This window comes from Kitasatospora sp. NPDC058048, assembly GCF_042885555.1.
In the GTDB taxonomy this organism is placed as follows: domain Bacteria; phylum Actinomycetota; class Actinomycetes; order Streptomycetales; family Streptomycetaceae; genus Kitasatospora; species Kitasatospora lactacystinica.
This window is the reverse complement of record NZ_JBHVRT010000056.1, coordinates 31,064-57,158: the sequence shown is the minus strand read 5'-3', so window position 1 is coordinate 57,158 and position 26,095 is coordinate 31,064. Positions and strand designations below refer to the sequence as shown.

29 protein-coding genes and 1 pseudogene are annotated in these 26,095 nt (G+C 71.2%); 17 read left to right on the top strand and 13 right to left on the bottom strand.

Annotated elements, in window-relative coordinates:
• Positions 1-206 precede the first annotated feature (206 nt).
• The 3 genes from ACFVVA_RS38310 (at position 207) to ACFVVA_RS38300 (ending at position 3,028) form a co-directional block, all read left to right on the top strand.
• On the top strand, positions 207-476 hold the full coding sequence (locus ACFVVA_RS38310) for a Pycsar system effector family protein (protein ID WP_387695333.1): 270 nt from the start codon (positions 207-209) through the stop codon (positions 474-476).
• A 222-nt stretch (positions 477-698) separates the two neighbouring features.
• The gene (locus tag ACFVVA_RS38305) at positions 699-1,901 is read left to right on the top strand and encodes a ParA family protein (protein WP_387695332.1); all 1,203 of its coding nucleotides are present in this window, start codon (positions 699-701) and stop codon (positions 1,899-1,901) included.
• Positions 1,898-3,028: a ParB/RepB/Spo0J family partition protein gene (locus tag ACFVVA_RS38300; RefSeq protein WP_387695331.1), complete on the top strand. Its 1,131-nt coding sequence runs from the start codon at positions 1,898-1,900 to the stop codon at positions 3,026-3,028. The genes ACFVVA_RS38305 and ACFVVA_RS38300 overlap by 4 nt, the downstream gene beginning before the upstream one ends.
• Before the next feature lie 110 nt (positions 3,029-3,138).
• Here ACFVVA_RS38300 and ACFVVA_RS38295 read toward each other — a convergent pair whose 3' ends face one another.
• The gene (locus ACFVVA_RS38295) at positions 3,139-3,843 is read right to left on the bottom strand and encodes an HNH endonuclease (protein WP_387695330.1); all 705 of its coding nucleotides are present in this window, start codon (positions 3,841-3,843) and stop codon (positions 3,139-3,141) included.
• A gap of 111 nt (positions 3,844-3,954) precedes the next feature.
• Between ACFVVA_RS38295 and ACFVVA_RS38290 the strand changes: the two genes are divergently transcribed.
• A complete protein-coding gene (locus tag ACFVVA_RS38290; RefSeq protein ID WP_387695329.1) occupies positions 3,955-5,493 on the top strand; it encodes a hypothetical protein in 1,539 nt (512 codons plus the stop codon).
• Positions 5,494-5,849: 356 nt separating this feature from the next.
• Here the strand turns inward: ACFVVA_RS38290 and ACFVVA_RS38285 are convergent, their stop codons facing one another.
• Positions 5,850-7,130: a hypothetical protein gene (locus ACFVVA_RS38285; RefSeq protein ID WP_387695328.1), complete on the bottom strand. Its 1,281-nt coding sequence runs from the start codon at positions 7,128-7,130 to the stop codon at positions 5,850-5,852.
• Here ACFVVA_RS38285 and ACFVVA_RS38280 point away from each other — a divergent pair.
• Positions 7,129-7,428 carry a hypothetical protein gene (locus ACFVVA_RS38280; protein WP_387695327.1) on the top strand — a complete coding sequence of 100 codons (300 nt, stop codon included), beginning with the start codon at positions 7,129-7,131 and terminating at the stop codon, positions 7,426-7,428. The genes ACFVVA_RS38285 and ACFVVA_RS38280 overlap by 2 nt on opposite strands.
• 60 nt (positions 7,429-7,488) lie before the next feature.
• Here ACFVVA_RS38280 and ACFVVA_RS38275 read toward each other — a convergent pair whose 3' ends face one another.
• The 3 genes from ACFVVA_RS38275 to ACFVVA_RS38265 form a co-directional block, all read right to left on the bottom strand.
• A complete protein-coding gene (locus tag ACFVVA_RS38275) occupies positions 7,489-7,809 on the bottom strand; it encodes a hypothetical protein (RefSeq protein WP_387695326.1) in 321 nt (106 codons plus the stop codon).
• 340 nt (positions 7,810-8,149) lie between these two features.
• Positions 8,150-8,647: a hypothetical protein gene (locus ACFVVA_RS38270; RefSeq protein WP_387695325.1), complete on the bottom strand. Its 498-nt coding sequence runs from the start codon at positions 8,645-8,647 to the stop codon at positions 8,150-8,152.
• 195 nt (positions 8,648-8,842) lie between these two features.
• A complete protein-coding gene (locus tag ACFVVA_RS38265; protein ID WP_387695324.1) occupies positions 8,843-9,091 on the bottom strand; it encodes a hypothetical protein in 249 nt (82 codons plus the stop codon).
• A 486-nt stretch (positions 9,092-9,577) separates the two neighbouring features.
• Here ACFVVA_RS38265 and ACFVVA_RS38260 point away from each other — a divergent pair, with 486 nt between their 5' ends.
• The 3 genes from ACFVVA_RS38260 (at position 9,578) to ACFVVA_RS38250 (ending at position 10,936) form a co-directional block, all read left to right on the top strand.
• Entirely contained in the window at positions 9,578-10,102 is a 525-nt protein-coding gene (locus tag ACFVVA_RS38260) for a helix-turn-helix transcriptional regulator (RefSeq protein WP_387695323.1), read from the top strand.
• A 262-nt stretch (positions 10,103-10,364) separates the two neighbouring features.
• Complete coding sequence (locus ACFVVA_RS38255) at positions 10,365-10,646, top strand: hypothetical protein (protein WP_387695322.1); 282 nt, start codon at positions 10,365-10,367, stop codon at positions 10,644-10,646.
• On the top strand, positions 10,643-10,936 hold the full coding sequence (locus ACFVVA_RS38250; RefSeq protein WP_387695321.1) for a hypothetical protein: 294 nt from the start codon (positions 10,643-10,645) through the stop codon (positions 10,934-10,936). Before ACFVVA_RS38255 ends, ACFVVA_RS38250 begins: the two co-directional genes overlap by 4 nt.
• A 203-nt stretch (positions 10,937-11,139) precedes the next feature.
• On the opposite strand, the gene ACFVVA_RS38245 is transcribed toward ACFVVA_RS38250, so the two are convergent.
• Positions 11,140-11,778, bottom strand: a complete 639-nt coding sequence (locus ACFVVA_RS38245) for a hypothetical protein (protein WP_387695320.1) — start codon at positions 11,776-11,778, stop codon at positions 11,140-11,142.
• A gap of 95 nt (positions 11,779-11,873) precedes the next feature.
• Positions 11,874-12,191, bottom strand: a complete 318-nt coding sequence (locus ACFVVA_RS38240) for a hypothetical protein (RefSeq protein WP_387695319.1) — start codon at positions 12,189-12,191, stop codon at positions 11,874-11,876.
• A 326-nt stretch (positions 12,192-12,517) separates the two neighbouring features.
• Between ACFVVA_RS38240 and ACFVVA_RS38235 the strand changes: the two genes are divergently transcribed.
• Positions 12,518-13,450, top strand: coding sequence for a YaaC family protein (locus ACFVVA_RS38235; RefSeq protein WP_387695318.1), 933 nt, complete (start codon positions 12,518-12,520; stop codon positions 13,448-13,450).
• Here ACFVVA_RS38235 and ACFVVA_RS38230 read toward each other — a convergent pair whose 3' ends face one another.
• Complete coding sequence (locus tag ACFVVA_RS38230; RefSeq protein WP_387695317.1) at positions 13,451-16,165, bottom strand: ATP/GTP-binding protein; 2,715 nt, start codon at positions 16,163-16,165, stop codon at positions 13,451-13,453. It lies immediately after the preceding gene.
• Between the two features lie 221 nt (positions 16,166-16,386).
• On the opposite strand from ACFVVA_RS38230, the gene ACFVVA_RS38225 reads away from it, so the two are divergent.
• The gene (locus ACFVVA_RS38225; protein ID WP_387695316.1) at positions 16,387-16,707 is read left to right on the top strand and encodes a hypothetical protein; all 321 of its coding nucleotides are present in this window, start codon (positions 16,387-16,389) and stop codon (positions 16,705-16,707) included.
• Positions 16,708-16,714: 7 nt separating this feature from the next.
• On the opposite strand, the gene ACFVVA_RS38220 is transcribed toward ACFVVA_RS38225, so the two are convergent.
• Both ACFVVA_RS38220 and ACFVVA_RS38215 read right to left on the bottom strand, forming a co-directional pair.
• Positions 16,715-18,484 carry a zeta toxin family protein gene (locus ACFVVA_RS38220; protein ID WP_387695314.1) on the bottom strand — a complete coding sequence of 590 codons (1,770 nt, stop codon included), beginning with the start codon at positions 18,482-18,484 and terminating at the stop codon, positions 16,715-16,717.
• Between the two features lie 64 nt (positions 18,485-18,548).
• Complete coding sequence (locus ACFVVA_RS38215; RefSeq protein WP_387695313.1) at positions 18,549-18,974, bottom strand: hypothetical protein; 426 nt, start codon at positions 18,972-18,974, stop codon at positions 18,549-18,551.
• 712 nt (positions 18,975-19,686) lie between these two features.
• Between ACFVVA_RS38215 and ACFVVA_RS38210 the strand changes: the two genes are divergently transcribed.
• The 4 genes from ACFVVA_RS38210 to ACFVVA_RS38195 are packed head-to-tail and all read left to right on the top strand — an operon-like array spanning position 19,687 to position 21,619.
• A complete protein-coding gene (locus ACFVVA_RS38210; RefSeq protein ID WP_387695312.1) occupies positions 19,687-20,292 on the top strand; it encodes an RNA polymerase sigma factor in 606 nt (201 codons plus the stop codon).
• Between the two features lie 2 nt (positions 20,293-20,294).
• On the top strand, positions 20,295-21,011 hold the full coding sequence (locus ACFVVA_RS38205) for a hypothetical protein (RefSeq protein WP_387695311.1): 717 nt from the start codon (positions 20,295-20,297) through the stop codon (positions 21,009-21,011).
• Positions 21,012-21,066: 55 nt separating this feature from the next.
• Positions 21,067-21,231: a hypothetical protein gene (locus ACFVVA_RS38200; RefSeq protein WP_387695310.1), complete on the top strand. Its 165-nt coding sequence runs from the start codon at positions 21,067-21,069 to the stop codon at positions 21,229-21,231.
• Positions 21,232-21,289: 58 nt separating this feature from the next.
• The gene (locus ACFVVA_RS38195; RefSeq protein WP_387695309.1) at positions 21,290-21,619 is read left to right on the top strand and encodes a hypothetical protein; all 330 of its coding nucleotides are present in this window, start codon (positions 21,290-21,292) and stop codon (positions 21,617-21,619) included.
• Positions 21,620-21,780: 161 nt separating this feature from the next.
• Here ACFVVA_RS38195 and ACFVVA_RS38190 read toward each other — a convergent pair whose 3' ends face one another.
• Positions 21,781-22,950: a PIN domain-containing protein gene (locus ACFVVA_RS38190; protein WP_387695308.1), complete on the bottom strand. Its 1,170-nt coding sequence runs from the start codon at positions 22,948-22,950 to the stop codon at positions 21,781-21,783.
• A 195-nt stretch (positions 22,951-23,145) separates the two neighbouring features.
• On the opposite strand from ACFVVA_RS38190, the gene ACFVVA_RS38185 reads away from it, so the two are divergent.
• From ACFVVA_RS38185 to ACFVVA_RS38175, 3 genes are all read left to right on the top strand, one after another.
• Entirely contained in the window at positions 23,146-23,289 is a 144-nt protein-coding gene (locus ACFVVA_RS38185; protein ID WP_387695307.1) for a hypothetical protein, read from the top strand.
• Positions 23,290-23,440: 151 nt separating this feature from the next.
• On the top strand, positions 23,441-23,974 hold the full coding sequence (locus ACFVVA_RS38180; RefSeq protein WP_387695306.1) for a hypothetical protein: 534 nt from the start codon (positions 23,441-23,443) through the stop codon (positions 23,972-23,974).
• 13 nt (positions 23,975-23,987) lie between these two features.
• Complete coding sequence (locus ACFVVA_RS38175) at positions 23,988-24,785, top strand: tetratricopeptide repeat protein (protein WP_387695305.1); 798 nt, start codon at positions 23,988-23,990, stop codon at positions 24,783-24,785.
• A 56-nt stretch (positions 24,786-24,841) separates the two neighbouring features.
• Here the strand turns inward: ACFVVA_RS38175 and ACFVVA_RS38170 are convergent.
• Both ACFVVA_RS38170 and ACFVVA_RS38165 read right to left on the bottom strand, forming a co-directional pair.
• Positions 24,842-25,093: pseudogene (locus ACFVVA_RS38170) on the bottom strand (HNH endonuclease); the annotation flags it as partial.
• Positions 25,094-25,166: 73 nt separating this feature from the next.
• Positions 25,167-26,095 (bottom strand): tetratricopeptide repeat protein (locus ACFVVA_RS38165; RefSeq protein WP_387695304.1); only part of this gene is annotated, 929 nt, incomplete at its 5' end.

Genomic DNA, 26,095 nt, shown 5'->3' with positions numbered 1-26,095 from the left:
GAGCCGAACTCGACTGCTGATGCCGAGCCAACCGCGGTAGCCCACGCGGGTTCGAGTGCGATCCCGTCCAGGAATCTCGGAACCTGCGCGCTTCAGCCAGGACCGACCAGAAGGCCGGCTTACTCCTCGGCCTCGATGGGGTCCTCGCGGCCGCCGTCGCGATCCTTGCCCAGGCGAAGGGAGCCAGCCTGCCCGTCATCGCCCCCGTGGCGGCCGTCCTACTCGCCGCCACCGTCCTCGCCGTCCTCGTCGTCCGCCCCCGCATCACCCCGGACGACCGCAGCTCCTACGCCCACTGGGCCACCCGCACCCCAGGCCAGCTGCGTGCCGAACTCGCCCCCGACCAGCGCCTGGACCGCCTCGGCGTCCTCTCCGCCCTCTGCCACCGCAAGATGCTGCTCCTCCGTCGGTCGGCGGACACCACGATCCTCGCCCTGGTCGCCCTTGCCGGGGCCGCTCTCCTCACCGCGGCCTGACGGCCGAACCCGCCAACGACGACAGCCCGCACCCCAGCGCTGGGGTGCGGGCTCTTTGACGCTTACGAACCAGAGAGTGCTCATACTCTGCGCTGACTTCAGGTCATCGACCAGCAAGCCCTGCGAGGGTGTAAACGGCGTTTACATCGCAGCGGGCCAGAATCCTGACGAACAGGCGTGCCGGATGTGCCTGAACCAGGCGCACGCCACTAAGGTGACGTCATGACCTCTCAAAAGCCCGGAGGTGAGCGGGAAAAGGTTGCGTCGAAGCTGCCTGCCGCCCTCCGCCAGGAACTCAAGACCCGCGCAGCGCAGCTCGGCATCGACATGCAGGTCGCTGTCGCTCAGGCCGTCGAGCAGTGGCGTGCCCGACCCGCCGACAGCAACCCGACCATCGACACCTCCGGGGCGGAGAGCTGGAACACGCATCTCCCCGCCGGCCTGTACGAGGCGTTCAAGAACGACTGCGACAGCAGGGACGGCATGTCCTACGTCCAGGGCCTCGCCCAGGCGGTCCGGGCATGGATCGACTCCCACCACGTGTCTCTGGCCGAGCTGACGATCCCCCGCTACACACGACGGATCGTCGTCTGCAACCAGAAGGGCGGCGTCGGCAAGACCACCGTCGCCGCCGGGACTGGCCAGGCCATAGCGCTGGGCCTGCCCGCCACCACCGGCGCCTCGAAGCTGCCCGCCCTGCCAGGGCTGCGTACCCTGCTCGTCGACTACGACCCGCAGGGCCACCTGACCTCTCAGCTCGGCGTCAAGCAGATCCCGCCGGGCGAGGAGAGCCTGGTGACCCACATGGTCGACCGGGACCGCGTCGCCGGCTCGCTGCTCGACCAGGTCGTGGCGATCGAGCCGGACCACTTCGAAGGGCGGCTCAGCCTTCTCCCGTCCTCCTTCGACGCGTTCCTGCTCGACTCCCGGCTCGGGTCCGTCCGCGGCCCCCGCGAGACCAGCCTCCAGCGCGCCCTCGCCCCGCTCGAGGAGCACTTCGACGTCATCGTGATCGACGCTCCGCCGAACCTCGGCCTGGCGATGGACGCCGGCCTCTACTACGGGCACCGCCGCAAGAACGAAGCAGCTGGAACCTCCGGCGTTCTCGTCCCGGTGGAAGCGGAGGACTCCTCCGCGGACGCCTACGCCATGCTCGACAGCCAGATCCGCACCGTCAGCCTCGACTACGAGGTCGACATCGACCGCCTCGGACTCGTCGTCAACAAGTTCGACAAGCGCAAGGGCTACGTCGCCACCCACTCCCTCTCCGAGTGGGAATCGCTGGGCACCCCGCCCGTCGTCTCCATCGTCCCCGACCTCAAGGAGCAGCGCGAGGCCGTCCACGTCAAGCAGCCGCTGCTCATGTACGCACCCACATCCATCCAGGCGCAGCGCATGCGAGAGATCCGACGGAGGCTCGCATGAGCATCGCCAAGAAGCTGCAGGCCGGTGGAGGGGCGTTCGGGTCGCTGGCGCAGGGCACGGTGCGCGGGGACGAGGTGCGGGCGCGCAGTGAGGCACTGGACGCGACGGGTCGGGTGCGGCGTGCTTCTTCGGCGCCGGTGTCCTCGATCGTGTTCAACCCGCTCAACCCGCGTAAGACCATCGACAGCGAGTCGATTGCCGAACTCGCCGAGAGCCTGACCCGTCGGCAGATCGTTCCGGTCACCGTGGTGAGCCGCGGTGCGTTCCTCGACGCACACCCGGACCAGGCGGAGGCGATCGGTGAGGCGGACTTCGTTGCGCTCGACGGCAACCGACGCCTGAAGGCCGCCCAGCAGGCGGGGCTCAAGACCCTGCGTGTCGACCTCAACGACGACCTGGTCTCCCGCGCTTCGGACATGGTCGAAGCGGCTCTGATCGCCAACGCCCACCGTGAGGACGTGTCGCCGTTCGAAGAGGCTCAGGCGATCGAGCAGCTGCTGAACTCGGTCTACGACGGCAATCAGGCGGCAGTGGCGCGGGCGCTGGGCAAGTCCCGTGCGTGGGTGGGACAGCGGCTGGCGCTGCTGCACCTGTCCCCCGAGCTTCAGGAGCAAGCGGGGGCCGGGGAACTGGCCATCGAGGATGCGCGCAGGATCGGCGCCGAGGCACGGTCAGGGAAGATCAGCGCGGCGGAGCAGCTCGAGCGGGCCGAGTCCGCGAAGAAGACGGCCGCCGACAAGCTGGCAGCGAAGGCAGCCCGGGCCGGCAAGCGAACGGACCGTCCGGTGGAAGAGACGGCGGACCGTGTCTCGACACTTCCTGCCAGCGGGGACAACGGTGCCGGGGACGGTGTAAACGGCGTTTACACGTCGGCTACGGACCAGACCTCTGCGGGCCGACCGTCGGAAGGGGCCTCAGGTGTAAACGGCGTTTACACCTCGGCCCTGCCGGACCAGCGTGACGCCCACACCAACGCGGCGTTGGCGGTCACGGTCCACCTGGTTCCGTCCGACCCCCGGGCATCCGCGCAGCTCGTTCTTGACGCGCTGGACCACCGCCAGGCCGTCCAGATGGCGGCTGCACTTCTCGAGCTCCTGAAGCGTGAGGCCGAGCCCCAGGCTCGATGAACCAACCAGGTAGACATGTGTGGCGTCCGGCTTCAGCCGGACGCCACACACGTTTCCGACGAACGCCTCCAACGGCCAGTAGGTCATCAGCCTCGGCCCGGAATCGGAGGCTACAGCCACCCGTCCACCCAGAGACTGCCCGCGAAGCAGCCACTCGTATCGGCGATGGGATCGAAGTACCTGGCCGAGGGAGCGCAGGGAAAGGCGGTGACATGGAAAGCACCGAAGCGGAACATCTCTTCGAGAGTCCGGTGCACGGTGTCCGGCCTCCAGGAGAGAAGCCCGGCGACCTCACGTACTGTGGGGCCCATCTCTGTTGTGTCGATGTCTTCCACCAGAAGCCCGAGCCGACGGGCCCTTGGACTGAGTTCTGAGAGATCGGGAAGTTCTCCGCCGCCGACAAACGTGTTCTCGTCCCGATGCGGGATCCACTCCCCGGGGAAGCGGCGGTCGCCCTTGCTGCAGTTGCACCTTCGGCAGGCCACAGCGACATTGCTCGCTTCGGTGCCGCCGCCCAGGTTCTTAGCGAGGAGGTGGTCGAGTGTCGCTTCCCGTAGTGCAATCTGAAACTCCGTCAGCTGGGCCCTGATGGCGGGACCGAGCCCAGCCTGCCCGCACAGGCAGAACACCTCGACACCGCAGTAGGTGCACCGGAGATTCCCCGGGGCGAACCACCGGTGCAACGCGCATCTTCCCCGAGCAGGACCTGTGACACGAGGATTCTCGAACGGCACGATCGGGTTGCCCTCCTGCCAGTTCAAGTACTCGCCGACGAGCACCTCTTCCTCCTGCCGGCTGGCGATGATCGAGCGCACAAGCTACCGCCCGCCAGTGACAGCGTGCTCCGGCCATCCGGACCGTCGGGCCGGACAGCGGGTAGGCCCACCGAAGCGCGGGATGTCCGAGGTCCGCCGTAGGGTCCCGCCATGAACGTCGATGATCTTGCAGGGCAGCACGGCCGCACCGACAGCATCCCGTCCAGGCTCGTCGACTCGCTGATCGAGCACGGCTGCCTGGACCTCCTGATGGAGACAGCGCGGGCGCGCCTGGACTGGTCCTGCGCCCGGGCCGCGGCCCAGAGTCTCTGCGCGCAGGGGACCTTCGAGAAGGCCTGGACAGTGGTGGAGCCGTTCGCGGCCGCCGGCTGGCAGCCGGCGGTCCGGGCGGGCGCCGACGTTCTGCTGCGGTGGGGCCGCACTTCGCAGGCACTCCAGCTGGCACGACCCGCAGCCGGGGACACGGCAGCGCACGACGCATGGCGGGACTACGCCGAGGTGCTGGTCGAGGCCGGGATGGTGGACGAGGCAATCGACGCGCTCGCTCGACGTCCTCGCGACGAGCGAACACTGTGGACCCTGGTCACGGTGACCGAGGGGCGAGGGCGCGACGAGCGAGTGCTGGAACTGCTGACCCCGATCGCCGAGGCGTTCCGCCGCGACCCGCAACAGCCCGAGGTTCGGCACCTCGGGGACGCCCTGTCCGCGCACGCCCGCGTCCTGGAACGGGCCGGCCGCGTCGACGAGGCGATCAGGCTGCGGGCAACCGACGCGGCCGCGAACCGCGGCTGGTCGGCCGAGCACGACTACGCGACACTGCTCGCGCGGCACGGCCGGATCGCGGAGCTGCGCGAACTCGCGACCGGCCCCGCTCGGTCCACCGTCGTACGGCCCTTCGTGGAGGCCCTGGAAGCCCTGGGTCGGAGCGCAGAGGCGGAGGCCCACCTCCGGAGCCTCATCGACACCGACGAGTACCCGACCGGATACGAGAGCGAGCTGCTGGAACTGCTCATACGCCAGGGCCGGTTCGACGACGCCGTCCAGGCGGTGGAGCACACCTTCGACGACCTCTACGACGGCAACCTCCTCCAGCCGGCCCTGATCCTTCTCGCCGAACAGGGCCAGCACGATAGGGCCCTGAAGCTCACCGAAGGACGCAGCCCCGAGTTCCTCGCGGAGAACGACGCGTTCTGGCTCCGCTCCAACCGGTGGTGGCTGATGGGAGAGTCAGGACGCTGCAGGGAAGCCATCGCGGAGATCGATGCCCTGCCGCCCGACGAGGTCGACGACCGCGAACTCACCATTGCCTGGCTGCTCGCCCAGGACGGGCAGGTGGACGAAGCCATCGCCCGTGTGCGCCCGCTGTCCGGCACCCGGGCCGCGACCGAGCTGGCCGGACTGCTGGTTCGGCAAGGACGCTTCGCCGAGGCCATCGCCGTCATCCCCGATGCCGCCGCCCAGCGGGAGGAGCAGCGGTGCTTCTGGATGCGATGGGAGGAACGCGACAAGGCGGCGGCCGACGGCGACGGAAGGTCCGTCGACGCCCGTGTCTGCTCCCTCGACGACGACCGGGGCGCCGTCCGGGACATGCGTCCTGGGAAGGGCGGCGGCCAGGAGCGCACGGATGGTCCGTGGCCCTGCTGCAGGCGACCCAGCGGCCAAAATGGCATGTCCACGCCTCAAAAGTGAGGCACAGAAAGGCCCCTTCCAGCCCCTTTCGGCGCATGGCCGGTGTGTAGGGATAGCTGGTCGACCAGTAGGCCGACAGAAGGCCCTTCCAGGGATTTCGACCACGGTGCGCACCGCTTTGACCTCCGATGTGTTGCCCTGAGTCCCCTTCACGTGATGGTCGACGGTGGCGCCCCGGTGCGTCGGTGTCGTGGCGAGATGCGGTACAGCCGGCGTTGCGCGTGATGTTGCAGGGGGAGGCCTATCCGGACCCCTACCTGGAGGTGCTGCGCGTCCAGTTTTCCGAGTGCTCAGTCGAACGGGTCGGCTATGACCTGGTGTGATGCGTCGCGTTGATGTCAGCGACGCGGCAGAGGCTAGCGTCCCGCGGCGGCGATCAGGGTCTGTGCGATCTGGCGCATCGCGTCCCATCGGTCGTCGAGCGGTGTGTCGCCGGCCTCGGCGGCGGTGAGCATCTTGCCGATCCGGTCCTGGACGGCCTTCTTGTCGCCCGGGACGAGTTCGCCCTGATAGTCGTTGATAGCGCCGTTGAACCCGGTCCAGCGGACCGGGAGCGGCTCGCCAGAATCTGCCCGCAGGCAGTCGAGACCGAAGTAGAACTCCACGGAACACGCGCGACCGTTGATGTTGTAGCGGGTGTCACCTGTGGGCCCGAGAGTCGGGTAGTCGTTCACGTAGTCGAGATCGGGCAGCAGGCAGACCTTGAACCGATCGGGAAGCGGAGCGCCCGACAGTGTCTTCACGGCCTGGCGCCCTGCGGCGTCGTTGTCGACCAGTGCGACGACGCGGTTCATAATCCCGGCTGCTGCGAAGGCTCGCAGGCTCTTCACCAGCTCAGGGGCACCGCCTGGAGCCTTCGCGTCGGGGTCGAGGAACGTGAAGTAGCCGGCAAGTTCGGGGGCGACGATCTGCAGTCCTCGCTTGAGGAACCGGGCATCGGTGGTTCCCTCGGTCATGACGATGATCGGCCCGCTGCTTGCCATCTCCGTCGCCAGTTCCTGCAGAGCGAGCTCTGAGACAGCGTCGTGCCGGGTGAAGTAGCCGGCCGCCAGGAGATCGTGCAGGTCGAGGCGGACAACGGTGTCGGGCGCCTGGCCGTGGAGGAGCGCGGCGAGCAGTGTCCGCGGATCGGCGTCAAACTCCCGGAACGGCTCAAGCTCATCTAGGCAGGCCGTCGCGAAGCTCTCCAGGGGTTCCTGTGCGTCCGATCGCTTGGAGCTGGCGATCAACGCGCGCAGGCCGATCTCCACGACGTCCTCCCAGGCGATCGGCAGGTGCTCGCCATCGGGCGTCCCCGACACTGGGACGTAGAGAGCGTCTTCGCCGTCGATCATGTGAAGGTCCCGGAGGAGCTCAGCCATCTCCGCCTTGCAGCGCTGCGGAGTGAACCCCATCAAACTGAGCCGCTTCGCTACGGTTTCGGCGGTGGCCGAGTAGCCGAAAGCCGTGCTCATGTCACCGTCTTCGATGCCCTCCGCGTACTCCTTCCATCCCGGCGCGCCCTCGTAGGCCTCCGACGGGGCCCCGATCCAGTCAGCAGCGTCAGCGTCCAGGCTGAAGTTCCCCGCGTTCCCCGCGTCGACCTCGCTCGCCCACTGCTCATCCATGTACTTGTCATGCTCTTGGAAGATGGTCATGAGCTTCGTCGGAGTGTGGTTCCTTCCCCCACTGATCTCATCTTCGCCAAGGAAGAAGAACCACCTGTCGCCCACTCAACTCTCCGATCCGCACTCCGTGAATCCGCCTGGCGAGCATCACAGCTTCGCGCCCGGCAGGCAATGGAGATTACCGTTGCCGGGCTTCGAGGAGCTCGGCTTCGAGGGCAGCGATCCGCTTCATGCCGCCTCGGCAGGTGCCGCGTCCGGCGTTTCGACACCGAGCCCACCGCCGGGTCCGATGCTGTCCCAGGCAGTTGACGGACTGGACAAGGAGTGAAGGCCGCCGTGGTCTTCCCGGCTTCGGGCCGGTGCTGAAGGGGAAGCTCATGCTCCGCCGTCAGATCGTTGAATTCCTGCTGCGGTGCCGTGAATCCAGGTGCCACGCCAGCCCCCGCTCGTCCACGGCCAGCACCGACGGCACCGCTTCCAGCGGGACGTCCCCGACCGCAACCGCGCGCGCATCGGCCTCGATGTAGAGGAGGAGCGCCAGGGAGGCGAGCCGGTCGCGCCGGGGGTCCTGCTCCCAGACCGGGCCGAGCAGCCGGGCCGCGCGCGCCACGGCGTCGCGCCAGGCAGCCGGTGCCGTGCTCCAGCACAGCAGGCCCATCGCGGTCGGCAGGTCCCCCAGGACACGGCGGGCGGTGTCGGAACTGCGCATGGCCTCCTCGATCCGGTACCCGTCACCGTAGCGGCACCGCCCGGGCCCGGTGCCCGGATCCGGTCCGGGTACGTGGACGAGGCGACGGCGGACCCATGCTGCGGGCGATACCGCGCTACGTGGTCCGGTCTGTGCCGTCGCCGAGGAAGCCCCTTTGGCCCAGCGCCACAGCGTGTCCCGCAGGGGCTGGTCCTGGCCGCGACCTGGCCGCGCCGGAGTGCAGGGCGCCTCGACGGCTGCCCGGCCTCGCCGACGAGGAGATCGAAACTGGTGGCCCTGTCGGGGCCGAAGCGGCTCGCCTCCTCGCCGACGACTCTACGAACCGGTGATCACCCGGTTGTCAGACGGCCGGCGGGCAGTGGTACCAGTTGGTCCACGTGCCGCTGCTGTTGAGGCTGTTGCACCAGCGGGTGCCGACGCTGCCGGTCACCACCACGCTGGGGGTTCCATAGACGTCCTTGAACCAGACGCCGTTCTGGACGTCGCTGCTGTCGCCGAAGAGGTCCCAGTTGGTCCACGGTCCGTTCGCGGTGGTCTGGTAGGTGTGCCAGACGCGGCGGTCAGTTCCGAGGAGCACGTACTCGAACCGGCCGTCCGTCCAGTCAAGGCGAATGGGATTGGTGCCACACAGATAGGGTGCGGCAGGCGCACCGTTACCGACAGGAGCCGGGCAGCTTCCGCCGATGGTGCCTGTGCTGTCCGGGCTGCCGGTGATGGTCTGGACGCTGGCAATGGTGGGCCCGTTCGGAGCCGGTGCGGCCGAGGCCGGCGCGGCGGCGACGCCGAGTGCGAGCAGCGCTGTGGCGGCGGCCGCGGCAAGAGTGCGCGTCTTGATCACTGAGTTTCCTCTCCCGTATCGGCCGGCCGCTCTCGGGTGCAGGCGGCCGCTTTCATCTGGGGAGCCTAGAAGCCGCAGCCTTTCGGTCAGCGGCTCCTGGCGGATGAGGAGACGGATCGTCAAAAGGTGTCGACGCTGCACCAAGTCGCCAACGGGCGGCGCAGCGGGCTTGCGCGACGTTCTCGGTGCACCGGCTCACGGCCGGCCGCTGGGAGCGGCCGGTACAGCCGGCTCGGCCGTGCCGATGGTCAGGGCCTCGCCGATCGCCTCGCACAGCGGCACCAGGTCGGTGAGGTCGTTCAGGACGACCCGCGGCGCGGACAGCGCCGCGAAGCCGACCGCCAGCAGCGCGACCCGCTCGTCAGCGGTGAGCCGCAGCCGGTGCGCGGTCCGGATGTTGCCCAGCAGCACATAGGCGTCCAGGGTGTGGCGCAGCTCCTCCACCAGCTCGCCGTCGCCGCCCCGGGACGATCTCGTAGCGCAGCACCTGCTCGACGGCGCCGGCGTACTGCTCCAGCACGCGCTGGTTGCCCTCGTCGTCCTGGAGCGCGGCGAGGGAACGGACCCAGTCGGCCGCGCGCCGGCCGGTGACGCAGGCCCGGGCGAGGACGTCCCGCTCCTCCGGGGTGAGCTCGCGCTCCGCGGGCCCTTCAGGCCGCCTGGATTCGTCGCGGGTGCGGTGGCGCTCGTCGGCCCGGTCGAGCCAGGACCATGCGGAAGGCGGAGTCGTCATACCGGTCCAACCGCCCGAGTGCCCGCCCGGACACGGCCGGCCGGTGGTTGCCGCACGGTGCCGCGCAGCAGCCGCCGGCTGCCGGGCAGGACAACCGGCTGCGCAGCGAGGACAACCCCCGCTGCGCCCCGTCCGGTGCGGGGACAACCCGGGGACAACATGACCGGTGGCCGGGTTCGCGGAGCGGGACAACGTGCGTGTGGCTGGCGGTGCCGCCGCATCCGTCGAAGCCGATTGAGGAGCACGTGTTACTGCCTGCATCCGGGTCCGCTACCGTCTCGACTGCCGCCCCTTCATGGTGGAACGTCGGCAACGCCGTTCACGCCTCGCGGCGCAGCCTGCGGATGTCGCAGGCGGAGCTCGCCGAGGCGGCGGGTATCTCTCGCCGCACGGTGAACAACTACGAGATGGGCCGCGTGTCCGGCCCGGGGATTCCAGCCGGTCTGGTTCGCGTGGTGGCGCACCTCGGCTGGCCGGAGGGGCGGCTCGACGAGCTGCTGGGCATGCCGGCGCTGGAACGGACACCTGCGGACGCCTATCGAGCCGTGACGGATTTCGCGGATGCCTGCGTCACTGCCGGAGCGGACTCCCGGGTGCGGGACATCTTTCTGCAGATGGCCCACCTGCTCCTGGAACAGGCCGGCGTCCGGGTACCCGTAGCCGACGCCAGGGGCGTGGCTGACCACCCCGACGAGCCCGCTTCCGAGCCCGACATCCAGTAGGGGCCCCGCCGGGCGGATGCCGCTCCGGCCACCGGACACAGCCCAGGCCCGGTGGAGTGGCGCCGGCTTCCGTCAGCCGCCCGGCGAGACCGTCGCCGCACCCGCATCGCTCCGCCGACGGCCCCTCTCTCCCGGAGGGCTGGCCTTCTCCGACTCCGCCCGACGGGTCTGACCGGCACCCTCAGAACCCTGGGTACCACCCGAGGACCTTGAGGGAGGACACTGGTACCGGCCCTACCCGCACGAGACGCCCGGAGGAACTGTGAGCGCAGCGCCCCTGCACGGCCACCACGACGGCCAGCAGCCCATCCCGCGTACCCAGGACGCCGTCGCCGCCGCTCTGCCGCCGGCGCAGCGGATGGAGTTCTACCGGGAGATGGGCGAGGCCGACGTCGAGACGATCGGCGGCGTCCTGAAGCGCTGGTGGCTGCGCGCCGAGCTCTACCGCGACCCGGAGGGCGACCGCATCCACGCCGCCGTCCAGGCCGGCACCGCCCCCGGCGCCTCCGCCTCCGCAGTCCTGCGTCGGCTCGGGGCCCTGTGAGCGACCATAACGAGTTCCCGGACGACCAGGACGACCCGATCACCGTTTCCCCGGCCGTTGAGGAATTCCTCGGTGACCCCGGCACGCCGGCCGACGTGTTCTCCGCCGTGGTGGCGTTCCTCGTCGACCTGCGCGAGAACCCCTTCCCCCACCTGAGCATGCCAGTGCCGGGACGGCCCGGGATGCACTCGGCGCCGTTGCGCCGGGACCTGGGGTTGGTGGAGTACGCGGTGAACGAGGTCACGGAGCCGCCGCGGATCTACGTCTCGCGGATCTTGCGAGCGGACTGAGCGGGACGCTCCGGGCCGACCTGCGGGGTCCGTACGCTCGACCGGGCGCGGGCCCCGCAGCGTGTTCAGAAGCCGTGGCCGCTTGCCAGCCGTCGCGCTGGCCTGGTTGCCTCCACAGACCGCTCCTCCGGCAGTTCAACGAGCACCCGCTGTGCCGGGGCACGCGTTCGCGCCTTGCGGTCGTTGGCCAGGCGAGGATCTGGTCAGGCTTCCGTCGCTCGTTGGGCGGCTTTCTTGATGCGCCGGGCGACCTCGTCGGGACTTTTGTTCTCCAGGTCGGCGCGTGCCTGCCTGAGAAGTGTCATTGCCTCCTTCCGAGAAGTCCGGTCTCTCCAGTAGGTGGTCCACCACTGCTTGGCCAACCGATGGGGCTGCCACCATTGGGGCTGATACCACAGCTCGTATCGGCACAGTTCGAGGTAGTTGTTCATTGCGTCCACGAAGGCACCGGCCAGGGTCTTGTCGGCTTCGTCTCCCTGCCCGGTAGCGTGCTCGCCAACTGCCCGGGCGGCGTCGCCCAATCGGTTGGCCATGGCGATGACCTCGGGGGTGCCGGACAGACGAACGGAAACATGGGCCATGGCCATCAGGTTCGCCGCCGCCACGCGGTCCTGTACGACGGTCGAGGCCGCCTTGAGCGAGTTCTTTGGATCAGCCAGTGCCATTGCGTTGACCCAGCCGGCGGTGAGGATGAAATGCGTACAGGCCTGGCCGTATTCGAGGTAGGCAGTTCTGCGTTCCTCCCGACTGCCGACCCGGGCGATCCCTACCTTGTTGCCGGGGGTGAGGGCGCTGGCCAAGGCTTTCGAGCCCGCGCTGACGACGGCCGTGGTGATGTCCATGCGCGGCATCCAACCACCGGTCTGGATGAGCCATCACCCAGACGGGAGAAATTGTGGAGGACAGTCGACCGGGCACTCCTACAGGCGGACGCCTGTCACCGGGCCAGCCCTTGCCAGGGGCCCGGTTGTGCGGGGCGCGCAGTGACCAGGCTGCGCCAGCGGTCGCGGACCTGGTCGGGGCCGTCGTACCAGCGCTCGGTGGAGGGGATGTGGAGGCTGCGGCCGGCCATGAAGTGGGCGATGTCGGTGTAGTAGGCGTAGTCGTGGCCGCGGGTGAGCTGGTCGAGGTCGCGGATCGCAGCGTCTGGGCCGCCGTCGTCGAGGACGGCGTGGTGGAAGCACATGGCGAGGGCGAGGGTGGTGCGGGCGCCGCGCGCGCCGGAGGTGCGGACCTCGGCGTCGAGCAGGGCCACGCGGTCGAGGAAGTCCTGGCCGGCATCCCCTCGACGGGGCGCAGCTCGCCAAGATCCTCCGGGAGAACCTCGACGGAGAGCTGACCATCATCGTGGACACGAAGGGCAACCTGCGCTTGCGGTAGCCCCAGCGGCCGAGCCTGCGGTCTGACGGCGGTTACGCCGCTATTGCCGCAGACGATCGACGCGGAACGCGAAAACCCATGGTCTTCCGATCATGGTTGGAGAAGAATCCGGTCATGGTGACTCATCCGATGGTTGTGACTCCTCCTGGCGTCCGAGTCCAGGTGCCATGGAACGACGTGGGGAACCCGTCTCCAGCGAGGGTGTGGCAGCGGATCAGGGGCCTGCGGCACAGCCCGCCCGGCCCGGCAGGAAGCGATGCTGAGAGGAAACTCACCTTCGGGGCGGCGCTTGAGCAGTCGGAGCAGCTCTTCAAATCCGCGGAGACCGTCGACTACAGTGCGCGGCCACTGCTGCTGTTCTACGGCCTCAGCCAGGCCGGGCGGGCCATCGCGGCCGCTTCCACCCGCGCGAGCACACCGGACGAATGGCAGCTCAACGGACACGGCATCGCGGTGGAGAAACTCGACGAGCAGAGGCTGCTGAGCCAGTGCACCGTCAAGAACCAGAACGGCAAGAAGGGTTCCTTCAAGCAGCTCGCGGGTCTCCTGGGTTCGGCTTCCCTGCCGGGCGACGGTGCCCTTTTCGGACAGCTGTGGAGCATGGTGCCCGAGCTGACCCGCTACCCACTCACGGAGCAGGGTGCGGTTCATCCCGTTCTACGGTTCGGGGACACCGCGATGGCCGCCCCTGGCCGCGCGGGATGGGTGAAAGGCATTCCAGCGGGCGAGCAAGGCCCAGGCCTGGAGGACTTCCTCTCTCACTACCCCGGTCTGCACGGCACCGAGCCTGCCGGTCCGCCCAACGACTTCAGCAGGGGCGAGAACGACGGGACGTTCACCGCAACCAGGCAGTGGCAGCTCTTTCCGCCTGCCACCACGACCTACCTTGCCGACGACGACACCTACCTCTTCCCCGCCGTCGCCGGGCAGAGCGAGGTTCTGCACCCCCTGCTCCTGTGGTGGTCCCTCCTCTTCACGCTCTCCATGTTCGCCCGATACCACCCCTCCAGCTGGGTCGCCTTCCTGAACATCGACCAGCACCAGGACTCCACCGCCTTGGAAGTCGCACTCGACCAGGCCCTCAGCATCTGTCCCCAGCTGATCTACTCCACGATCCACGCCGTCAGCATCTAGCTAGCGGTTGTCGGGGCGCAGGCGGTCCTGGCGGGCGGTGACGAGTGCGCGCCACCGGTCCCGGACGGCCTGGTCGCCGTCGTACCAGCGGGCGCCGGAGGGGAACTGGAGGTCGCGGCCGGCCATGAAGTGGGCGATGTCGGTGTAGTAGGCGTAGTCGTGCCCGCGGGTGAGCTGGTCGAGGTCGCGGATCGCGGTGTCCAGGCCGCCGTCGTCGGCGAGGACGGCGTGGTGGAAGCACACGGCGAGGGCGAGGGTGGTGCGGGCGGCGCGCACGCCGGAGGCGCGGACCTCGGCGTCGAGCAGGGCCACGCGGTCGGGGAAGTCCTGGCCGCCGGTGCCGGCGTCGCGGATCAGGTAGGCGATGCGGGTGGTGAGGGTGGTGGCGCGCAGGTCGAGGCCGACGAGGAGCTGGGCGGCGAGGTCGAGGTCGTCGTCGGCCGTCTCGGGGTCGGTGAAGGCGCGGACGAAGGCGAGCTGGGCCTGGGAGGTGGCGGTCTCGCCGGCGACGGCGTGCTGTTCGGCGTCGGTGCGTGCGGCTTGGTAGGCGGCGGCGGCCTGGTCCATCTCGGCGTGGACCCACCACAGGTCGCCGAGGACGCGGTGCTGGCGTCCGGCCCAGCCGAGGTTCTGGGCGGCGGCCAGGGCGGTGGGGAAGTCGCCGCCCTGGCGGGCGAGGTGGACGAGTCCCCGGCGGGCGGCGGGGGCGAGACGGGTGGTGCCGGCGGCGACCTGCTGCATGCCCTGGCGGGAGGCGGCGCCGCGGCCGAGGTCGCGGTGGGCCTTGGCCCGGTAGTAGAGGGCCATGTCGGTCAGGTCCTCGGGCAGCAGGCGGCTGTCGATGACGCGGGTGAGGCGGTCGGCGGTGCGGGTGCGGTGTTCGCGCTGGCGGGCGGCGAGCGCGCTGAGGGTCTCCACCAGGGCGTCGGCCGGGGTGTCCAGCACGGCGACGCCGCCCGGCCCGCCCACGGCGGGTTGCCCGGCCGGTGCGGGGGCGGGCGGGGCGAGGGGTTCCCAGATCGAGTCGGAGACGTAGGCCCAGGCCGCGGCGGCGAGCCAGCCGAGGTCGAGGCGGTGGTCGCGGGCCAGGCGCAGGCCCTGGCGCAGGCAGCCGATCAGCAGGGCGCGGTCGCCGGCGGTGGTGCTCCACTGGTCGCCGAGGGCGGTGTGGGCGCGGTCGGCGGCGCGCCGCCAGTCCTGGTCGGACCAGCGGTCGTCGGTGCGGTCGTCGGCGCCGCGCAGGGTCGAGCGGACCAGGGCGTGCAGGTGGTACGGCCACAGCGCGGTCGGGTCTTCGCGCACCAGAGGCCGCTCGACCAGGCGCAGGGCGGGCGCGTCGTGGCTCATGCCGGCGGCGGCGGTGGCGAGGGGGACGTCGAAGGCGTCCAGGAGGGCGGCGGCGCGCAGGACGTGCCGCTCGTCCGCGGTGAGGTCCTGGAGCGTGCGCGCGACGAGGGCGGCGAAGTCGGCTTCGAAGTCGCCGGGCTCGGGGGTGCGGGTGCGGCGGATCTCCAGGAAGCGCAGGGCGGAGAGGTCGAGGTAGAGCGGAAGGCCGTGGGAGCGGCGGGCGATGACGGCGCGGACGGGGGCGGGGATGAGGGGCTGGCCGTCGTGGGTGAGGCGGTGGGCGAGGTAGTCCTCGCAGTCCTCCGGGGAGAAGTCGCCGATCAGCAGCTGCCGCGGTCCGGCGGCCGGGGCCGGGGTGCGGGCCGCGGGCAGCAGCGGGCTGGAAGCGGGGGCGAGGTGGGGCCAGGCGGCGGGGCCGGTGTAGTCGAGCTGGCCCTGCAGGGCGGAGTCGGCCCACTGCAGGCGGGAGCGGCCGGTGACGATGAACAAGGCGTTCGGCATGAGCCAGACGACGCGCTGGACCAGGCGCTCCAGGTCGCGGTGGGTGCGGTCGCCGACGTCTTCGAAGCCGTCCAGCAGGACCACCGGCACGACGGCGTGCTTGGCGGGCAGGCGGGCGATCTCCCACGCCAGCAGGTGCGGGTAGAACGACAGCGCCTCCACGTCCGGCTCGGCCTCCAGCAGGTCCGCCAGCCGCACGCAGCCGGTCAGGGCGCGGGCCTTCTCGTGCCGCTGGCGCAGCGCGGTGACCAGGGCGGCGGCCACCTGGCCGGCGGCGGAGCCGACGACGCCGGGCAGGGCGAGCTGCTGGGCGGCCTCGCCGACGGCTCCCTTGATCTGCCCGGGCAGGGCATCGCCCGCCATCGCGGCAAGTCCGCGGCGGCGCAGGTACTCCTCCAGCGGCTCGCCCGGGTGCACGGTGTCCCAGTAGCGGCGCAGCGCGATGTCGAAGGCGGGCAGGGCGCGGCCGACGTGGCGGGCGAGCGCGAGGCGCAGGGTGAGGACGAGCTGCTCGATGTCGGCGCTGGCCGAGCGGGCGAGGTCGATGCGCACCGGAAGAAGGCGGGAGCCGGCGGGCCAGGCGGGTTCTCCCCACTGGGCGGGGCGCCGGGCGGTGTCGGCGAGGGCGGCCTCCAGCTTGCGGGACAGGGTGGTCTTGCCGATGCCGCCGACCCCGTGGAAGACGAGCACGTTGTGCCGGGGCGCTTCGAGGTCCTGGACGTCGAAGCCCGGGGCGGCGATGCGGGTGAGGTGGGCGGTGAGCGCGGAAGCGACGGCTTCCCACTGGGCCTGGCGGTTGGTGAACGCCTCGTCCGCGTCCAGTGCCTGGTTGTTCGAGCCGAACAGCGCCCGCAGGTCCCGTGCCACGTGTGCCCTCTCCCCGTCTGCCTGACCGGCCATCAACCTACGCCCTCGCCCGCCGGCTGTGGTACCGGTCGGAACCTGCGGCGGGCACGGTCGTCGCCGTCCGGGCCCGGCGGCCCCGCGGGCGGCCGGGCCGGCGGGCCGATCGGGTGCGGCGCCGGCGGCACCGGCGGCGTGTGAGACTGGCGGCGACCGTGACAGTTCCGATCCGAGGTGGTGCCACCGTGCCCGACCCCCGTCCTGAGGACGGCCCCGCCGAGAACACCGGCCCGTCGGCCGGCTTCGGCCCGCCGGGGCCCGCCGACGATTGGGACCGCGCGGTGTGGGCCATCAATGCGTTGGTGGCCCGGTACAGCTCGGGCATCCGCGACCTGCGCCCCGCAGTGAGGGAAGGCGCCGACCCGGCGGAGCTGGACACTATGGTGAACGCCCGGCAGCGGGCCATGGCCGACCTTCACCGGCTCAGGGCCGGCGTGGACGCCGGGGAAGCCGCCCGCCTGGCCGCCCACTACACGGCGGCCCTGGAGCTGACCGACAGGGGCTGACCGGCTCTCAGGCGACCCGCACGGCGGGCACCGGCCCGGCGGTCGGCACGTCCAGGGCCGATGGCTGGAGCAGGGGCAGCAGGAGTGGGCGGGCCAGGGCCACGATCTGCTCCACCTCCGCGCGGTGCTGCGGCAGCGCCCGGCGCACCCGCGTCTGGACCGCGAGGAAGCGCCGCGCCTCCGCCTCCGTGTAGGGCCGGGCCCGCTCGGCGGCCAGTGCCCACCCCGGCGTCCCGCCGGACCGGCCCCGGCGCCACAGGGCCCGCCCGTCCCGGCCCATCACCACCAGCTCGTCCACCACGTCTGAGGAAGCGGCCTGCTCGACCACGTCGGCCACCGCCTCGAAGCACCGGTCGTGCCCGGCCGCAGTCGTGAACCGCGCCGGAATTCCGTGGCGCTCGGCCTCCGCGTAGCGGTGGGCGGTGCCTTGGCGGCTGTCGGCGGCGCGCACCGCGAGAGCCAGCACCTGGACGCGGTACCCAGCCCGGTGGAACGCCTCGGCGTCGGCCAGGACCTCCCGGGCGCTGCCGGGGGCGGTCTCGACCACGATGTCGCCGCGCCGCTCGCGCACGTACGCCTGCGCCATGGCGAACCAGGCCTTGTAGTCCGCACGGATCGCAGCCCCCGCCTCGCGCGCCTCGCAGCGCAGCAGGTCGAAGTAGTCCGGGTGCAGCATCTTGAGGTCGTCGCCGACGAGGTGGACCGCGTCCGGGCGCAGCGCGCGCTTGACCAAGAGGGCGGCGCCGGTCTTGCCCGCGCCGGGCTGGCCCACCACGAACACCGCCACCGGCCGCTCCTGGGGGACAGCGCCGTCCAGGAGGAGGGGCACGATGTCGAGGTCGAAGATCTCGCGGTGCTCGGCCGGGGACAGCCGGTGGAAGTCGACGCCCGGCGGTCGGCGCAGGGCCTGCGCGATCCGGCGCACCGGCTCGGACAGCGCGGCGGCCCGGCTCGCGTCCCGGGCCACTGCCAGCACACGGTCGGCCGGAACCCGGTCCTCGGCGCGCACCAGCGCCCGCCCGGCCCGGGACAGCGCCCGGTGGAAGCCCGCGCTCTCCGCAGCCCCCCACCACCGGGCCCGCTCCGCCTCCACCGCCCGCGCCGCGCCCGGCGTTCGCGCCCAGGCGCCGTCGACGAGCTCGTTGCCGTACAGCGGCACCAGGCCGCGCCGCACCACGGTGACGCGGTCGGCCAGCATCTCTTCCTCGACCACCCGCAGCGTCGTCACCAGCGCGGCCGCGCACGCGTCGTGGTTCTCCCAGGACACGTACCGGCCCGCGCCCGTCGCCACCGCCTGCTCGGTGTAGCGGGCGAGGACGCCCAGCTGGCTCCACGCCTCGGCGCAGGCCAGCGCCACCACCTCGACCCGGTACCCGGCCACCCGGTAGGCCACGGCCTGCGCGCGCACCTCGTCGCCGTCGGCGAGCGCGGTCTCCACCAGTGCGTCGAACCGGCCCTCGCGCACCCGCTCCTCCACGGCCGCCTGCCAGCGGCGCGTGTCCAAGCGCACGCCCGCACCGGCGGTGCGCACGTCCTCGGCCAGCAGCACCGGGTAGTCCCGGTGTACGGCCCTGTACAGGTCGGCGCCCACGCGCACCGCCCCGCCCCGCAGATCGAGGACGGCGTGCAGCAGGTCCCCGAGGGTGGTCTTGCCGCTGCCGGGCTGCCCCGCCACGAGCACCACCACCGGCCGCTCCTGGGCCACCGCCCCGGCGGTGGCCGCCGGAAGGATCATCCCCTCCAGCACCGCGCGGCCCTCCGCCTCCGAAAGCCCCACGCCCTCCCCCTTCATCGCTTCCCCCGCTCCGACGGCTTCGTCCGCTCCGACCCGCGACCTGTGCTCAGGACCGGTCGGCCAGCTGCTCGCGCAGCTCGGAGAGCGTGGCGCCGCTGGGAACGTGGACGTACTGCGTCCACCCGGACACGTCGTAGCCGACCTGGGCCTTGAGCGCGGGCGAGGGCAGACGGAACGCCCGGCCGTCGGGGATCTCGATCCAGCCGTCTCCGGCCACCGAAGCGGTGTACGTGAACTTCAGCCGGGTCTGGGTGTGCCGGAGCTGGTCGCCGGACCGGACGAGCCCGGCCTCGATCAGCGGCATCAGCGCGCCGGTGGGGCGCGAGCCCGCAGGATCCGACACCGCGCGCCCACCGTCGAGCAGCAGACGGCGAAGGACATCGTTCGGCGTGTCCACCAGGGGCTCGCTGTGCCGCTGGAGGAGGGCGAAGACCTCGTCGTCGATCTGGATGGTGCGGTTGGGCTGGGCCACGAATCCCCCTGCAAGATCAATCTTCAATCTCTGGACACCAGAGATCAGCAGATCTGAAGTCTAGAGTATTCCCCGGCACCAACTCGACGACCCATCACTTCTGCTCTGCGTCGACCGCCGCGACCAGATCTGCGAGACGGTTCGACCCGCTCGTTCCCATCACTCCCCAACCCTGTGTCGGGTCACGGCCGGCGCTCACATGGCAGGGACGGGCCTTCGTCGACCGGTGCCGTGACGACCCAGCGGGCGGCCCCAGTCGGGTGGGCGCCGGCGAGACCTTCGGCTCGCACGAGACGCTCGCGGTCGAAACAGCATTCGGACCGGTCGCGTCCCGGGACCGGCCCGGTTCCAGGAGTTGAACGCCAAATCGGCCGGGCGCCAGCCCGCAGAGCGGCCCCGACCGGTGACATGCGGTCCAGGGTTCGGACTGTGGTGCCTAAACGTCGGAAGATGACATTCCGTAAGTCTTTACCTTCGAGACGTGAACCTTTGGTCTGTTCGAGGGATTTGATTCCCCCACCGGCACGCCGCGCTCACCCGCCCGAGCAGAGCGTGACCGTTCCCCTGCACCGATGACCGAAGGACACCCCCAACCCATGCACACCCATCCCCCCGTCCTGCCGCGGCCCATCACGGCCCCCGCCCAGCCGTGCCCCAGCCGCCCGCTGCGCCCGCGCGGCAGCCTCCCGGACCCGGCAGGGGAGGCGTCGTCGTGACCGAACCGTCCTTCACCGACGCCGCCGGCACCACACCCCCGGTCGTGGAACTGCCCATAACCCTGGAAGCCTTCCAGCGACTCCACGCCGACGCGTACTACGACTACGCCTACGCCTGCCTGGGCGACGCCGCCCTCGCCCAGGAACTCGTCAGCGAGGCCTTCCTCGAACTCGCCGACTGCTGGGACCGCGTCCTGACCTACCCCCAGCCCGCCGCCACCGCCTGGGCCGCCCTGCGCCACCTGGTGGAGGTCGAACGCGAACGCCTGGACCGGCTGGAGGAGCGCATCGCGTTCTCCGTCGCGCTGCGCCTGGAGTGGGAACCGTGGCTGGACGACCTGGACGCCGTCACCACCGGCATCGACGGCCTGGAGGTGGGCATGGCGCTCGGCGCCGCCATCAAGGAACTGCCCGCGGCGAAGTACGACGTGATCGTGCTGCGCTTCGTCGTCGGCCTCAAGGTCGCGGGCACGGCCCAGGCCATGGGCACCGACGAGGCCACGGTGAAGTCGTTGACCACGCAGGCCCGCACCAAGCTGGAGGCCCGGCTCAGATCCCGCCGGATCCTGCGCTCCAGCACCGCCAAGGAGGACCAGGAGTGACCGTGACCCCACGAGAGGACGACGCCTGCCGGTGCGACGTCGTCCGCCTGCTGGAAACGGCGGGTCCCCTGCCCGCCGACCGGCCCCGCTACGACATCGAGGCTGGCCGCCGCTACATCGCCGAAGGCCTCGCCGCCCGCCGGGCCGACCGGGCCGCCGCCGCCCACCAGGCGATCCTGACGTTCCCGGGCTCGGCGGGCATCCACGCCGACGCCCGCCGCGACCTGCGCGCCCTGGCCACCGTCGTCATCAACGAACCCGGGGCCTGGGAACAGGTGGACAGCCTCGCCCGGGACTGGGAACCCCAAGGCGCCCTCGTCTTCGCCTGCCTCCTCGACCTCTCCGGCCGACACCACTCCGCGACCTGGTGGTGGCAGTTCGCCGCCGGCGCCGGCAGCCACCTCGCCGCCTACTGCATGTACCTGCACCACCTGCGCCGCGGCGAACTGCGCGACGCCGACAACTGGTTCCACCAGGCCGCCTGCCTCGAAGACGGCACCAGCGCCCCCATCGCCCCCAAACTCCCCAACCTCCCCGGCTACGCCCGCCTCGCCTCCCGCCTGGCCCCGCCCCTGCCCGACCCCGCAGGCCTGCCCCGCCCCGACCGCGCCCTGCGCGAGGCGATCAACGGCCTGCCCCGCGAAGAGGAGGCCGGCGGCCTCCTGAGCCTGCCCACCAACGCCATCGCCGACCGACTCCAGGAACTCGCCTCCCACTGACCCGCCCCGCCCGCACCCGAGCCGGGGCGGGCGGCCCAGCCGCACGGAGACACCGATGCCCACCACCCACGACCCCGCCACCATCGCCATGGCCGCCTCGGCCACCGGCTACCTGCTCACCCTCACCGCGCTCACGCTCACCGCCATCACCGCCCCCAACCCCGCCCGCCGCCGCGAAGCCCGCACCCTCCTCGCCCTGCTGCTCAACCGCCGGCGCTGACCGCCGGGGCCAGTGCCCGGCGCTTGATGGGAACAGTTGTTCGATTTATGGTGGGGGTGTGACCAGCGCAGTTCCGTTCTCCCGCTCCCACCCCGGCCACCCCGAGCACCGGCCCGGCGACGCCGAGCGGGCACCGCGCGCGCTGATGTCCGGCCCCGGCCGCTGCTGGGACACCGAGCCGCGCTGGCGATGGGTCGAGATCCGCCTCGGCGGCCGGTGGCGGCCCGGCCGGATCGAGAGCTGGCGCCTGCACCAGGGCTCCACCGCCTGGGTCGCCCTGGTCCGCTGGGGCGCGGGCTTCGACGACTGGGGCTGGTACCTCCACCACCCCGACACCATCCGGCAGACCCCACAGCCCACCGACCCCGACGGTCCGGCGAACTGGTGAACACCGGCACTGACAGCCGGGTGCCGGCTGGGACACCGACCAACTCGCCGACGGCGCCGCACTGGCCACCGAGATCGGCCGCTACGGTCCCGGCGGCCGGCCTGTTCGGGCGCAGGGTCGGCCGGTAGCCCGCCGGGCGCGGATCCGACGCCCGCCGGGGGCTACTCCTCCTGGGCCTCGGGACCGTCGCCCAGGACGTCGCCGTGAAAGGGAGTGATGTCGGTGTCGGCTCCCCGCAGCAGTTCTGCGACCCGCAGAAGGGGGGAGAGTGCGGTCGCGATGTGCTGGTTGAAGTTGGGCAGCAAGCCGCCCCCGTCGAAGAACGACCCGGCGAGTTCCGGGAAGTGGACCGCATCGTCGGCACCGGCGGTCTCGAAGTCACCGGCGGAGAGGATGGTGACGCTGCCCGGCTCGGCGGCGGCGCTCACCATCACGCGGGTGGTCCAGCTCTGGAGGTCGTATCGGAGTCCGTCTTGGACAGGGAGGCCGTGGGCGATCACCCAGCGGGCCGTGGCGGTGTACCAGACCTGGCCGTCGATCTCGTACGCGCGCGGCTTGGTGACCTCCGAGAGTGCGGCGTGGCTGTCCCTGGTGTACCGCGTGTGGGTTGCACGCCACTGGCGGAGCTGGAGGGCCTCGATGACTTCCTTCAAGTGGGCCAGCCGGGACCGCCTGGCGATGTTCTCCAGCCGGCCGGGGTCGGACAGCAGGGCGGTCACCTCGTCGACCGTGGTGGTGACCTTCCGGGCGAAGCGGGGAAGTACGCCCCCGAGTGACGTGTGGAGGAAGAATCGGCTCTCCATCCCCCTGATGTCCTCGGCGAGTTGGGTCGGCCAGTCGACGCCGTTGCCGAAGTCTCGGGTGTTGTTGCTGATGAAGTAGACCGTCTCTGTGGGGTTTTCGCGAGCATGCTCCACAGCGGTCAGCCAGATCGCGGCGTCCCGCGCGCCGGTCTTGGTGTCGGTGCCGACGATCTTGCAGGGCGCGATGACGCCGGCCTCGCGGACGAGGGCCTGCCGGTGTACGTCGATGCTGGTCTCCAGGACTTCAGCGAGCTGAAGGTAGCGGCTCCGCCAGTAGTCGCGGACCTTCTCCGGCAGGTACTCCTGCGGACCCTCCACCTCGCCCCAGTGGGTGGCGGCGTTCAGCTTCTCGGCGGCCTCCCGCATCGCCTTGTGGGCCCGGTCGTAGGCCAGGACCCGCTGTGCGAGCACCTCCTCAAGGGCGATCTCCGGGATGGCGATGCGCTCCGCCTTGGAGGCGCGGAGGGTGCGCAGCAGTTCGTCCTCGGCGCCGCCGCCCTTGGTGCCCCGGAGGATGTTCGCGTCCAAGATGATCAAAATGGTCTCCGCCCCTGCGCCGCACTGTGTGAGGCCAGCGTCTCAGCTTCCGATCACGGCTCGCACGGGATTTGGGAGCCGAGCCAGACGGACCGAGGCCGCTGAAATCCGCCGGGGCACACGCCCTCGCGCCCCGGTGCCCCGGACGACGCCGTCGTACACCGCTGGGAAGAAGCAGCCAGCCTGTTGCCGGCTTACCTGGTCGTCACCGGCTGGGACGAGGCACAGCTTGCTGACGGTGCCGCGCCGGCCACCGAGATCGGCCGGTACGGCGTGGGCGGCCGGGCCCACTACGAGCCCCGACCCGGAAATCCGCCGCGCTGGGACTAGGCGGGCGACACGCCCTGACGCCGCGAGCTGCCGCCCGGTACCGGCGACCACGGCGCCTGCGCACCGGTTCCTTCCCCGCCCCCGTCGGCCTTGCGGTCCGGCACCGGCGGGGCCGACTCGGTGTCAGGGGCGGGAACTACGGTGCGTCGTCATGGAAGCTTCCGATCTTGACTACCAGGTCCGGACGCAATCCGGCTGCATCCCGCCAGGGATGGTCGCCCGGCTGCTCGAACACGGGCACGCTGCGCTCGTGGAGGAATGGGCCGGGCGTGGGGAGTGGTTCTGCGCGCGGGAGTGGGCACGGCTCCTCGCGGGCCAGGGCCGCACGCAGGAGTCGCTTCAGGTGCTCGCCCCGTATGTCGCCACGGGCTGGTGGACAGCCGCCGAGACCACGGCGGAACTGCTGGAGGCGATGGGCCGGGCCGACGACGCGATCGCGCTCGCACGCCCGCACGCGCAGGACGGGCAACGACTTGCCCTGCGATTCCTCGCCGACCTGCTCACCCGACACGGCCACGGCGACGAGGCCTTCGCCCTGCTGCGCCCGCACATCGAGGACCGGTACCTCGCGGAGCCGCTCGTCGGCATATCCGGGAGCACCGGCCGCGACGAGGAGGCCGCCGAACTGCTCACCGCCCGGATCCCGGCCGGACGGCCCGTGGTGCTGCCGCGGCCTCGACCCTGACACGGCGATCGGCTTGCTCGCGACGGTCTACGAGCGCCAGAGCCGCGTCGATGACGCCATCGTCCTGCTCCGCACCCGCGAGACCACCTCGATCGACTACCGCGACCAGCTGGCCGACCTGCTGGCCCGGCACAACCGGATCGAGGAGCTGCGCGCTTACGCGGAGACCGAGCACCACGGGCACGCCGTGCAGCGGCTCGCGGAACTGCCGGAGGAACGCGGCGACGTGGACGGCGCGATCGCCGTCTACCGGCCGGTCCCCGAGTCTGTGCCGCAGGACCCGAACGCGGCGTACGAGCTCGCGCGGCTCCTGGCCCGGCACGGCCGGGGCGGTGAGGCGATCGACGTGATGCGTGCCCAGGCCGATGCTCGCCCAGGCGAGGACTGGATCCTCCATACCCTGGCCGAGCTGTGTCTCGACCAGGGCCGTCCTCAGGACGGCCTGGACCACTTCGACGCCCTCAAGGCCCGCCGCGGCGGCAAGGAGAGGTGGGACCTGTTCTGGATGAGGCTGCCGCTGATCACCACCAGCGCGGGGGTCGACGAGGCGGTCGAAGCGGCCCGGGCCCACCCCGAGGGCGACGCCTGGTACGCGGCCGAGCAGATCGCCGGGCTCCTGGCCGGCGCCGGACGCACCGAGGAGGCCGTCGCCGTCCTCGAACAGCATCCGACCTTCAACAGCTCCCTCCGGGCCGAGCTACTCATTGACCTCGGCCGCATCGAGGACGCTGTCCGGGTTCTTCAGCAACCGAAGACCAGACCGACCGCGCCCGCCCGGGACGGTGCCCTCTCCGACGAACCCCCGTTCTGAGGAGGCCGGTCGGCCCGCCCGAACGACACAGGCGGGTCGGCCGACCCGGCCGACGGCTACGCGCAGGTGTCGAGCATCTCGTTCAACGCGGTCTTCTCTGGCTCGGTGACGGACAGGCCGTAGACGTGCTTGGTGTCGGTCCAGGCCCGGGAGTACGTGCACCAGTAGCCGGTCGCCGGCGGGCGCCAGGCGTCCGGCGACTTGTCGCCCTTGGACCGGTTGGAGGCAGCGGAGACCGCGATCAGTTGCGAGTGCTCCAGGTCGTTGGCGAACGCCTTGCGCCTGGCGGTGGTCCAGGTATCGGCGCCGACTGGCAGGGAGCGTCATTCCGAACATGCGATATTCCCCGCAATACGATTCCACGGCACCCAGCCCGTTCGGCTAGGGCCCGATTCCCTCCAGCCAGGCGGTCACGTCCAGGGACTGATGTAGGGCTGGGCCGAAGAGGCTGGGGTTGGCTTTGGCGAGGGTGCGGTAGTGGCCGACGGCTTCCTCGATGGCGGCCAGGCCCTCCGCCGGCCGGCCCACCTCCCCCAGGCGGATGGAGAGGTTGTTGAGGGTGCCGGCGAGGTCGGGCAGGTAGGCGTCGGGGTTGGCCTCGGCCAGGGTGCGGCGGATGGTGACGGCTTCCTGGACGGCGGCCAGGCCCTCTGCCGGCCGGCGCACCTCCCCCAGGTGGTTGGAGAGGTTGTTGAGGGCCATGGCGAGGTTGGGCAGGTAGGCGTCGGGGTTGGCTTCGGCGAGGGTGCGGTAGTGGCCGACGGCTTCCTCGATGGCGGCCAGGCCCTCTGCCGGCCGGCGCACCTCCCCCAGGCGACTGGAGAGGTTGTTGAGGGTGCCGGCAAGGTTGGGCAGGTAGGCGTCGGGGTTGGCTTCGGCGAGGGTGCGGTAGTGGCCGACGGCTTCCTGGACGGCGGCCAGGCCCTCTGCCGGCCGGCGCACCTCCCCCAGGTGGTTGGAGAGGTTGTTGAGGGCCATGGCGAGGTCGGGCAGGTAGGCGTCGGGGTTGGCTTCGGCGAGGGTGCGGTAGTGGCCGACGGCTTCCTGGACGGCGGCCAGGCCCTCCGCCGGCCGGCCCACCTCGCCGAGATCGACGGAGAGGTTGTTGAGGGTGCCGGCGAGGTCGGGCAGGTAGGCGTCGGGGTTGGCCTCGGCCAGGGTGCGGCGGATGGTGACGGCTTCCTCGGCGGCGGCCAGGCCCTCTGCCGGCCGGCGCACCTCCCCCAGGTGGTTGGAGAGGTTGTTGAGGGCCATGGCGAGGTCGGGCAGGTAGGCGTCGGGGTTGGCTTCGGCGAGGGTGCGGTAGTGGC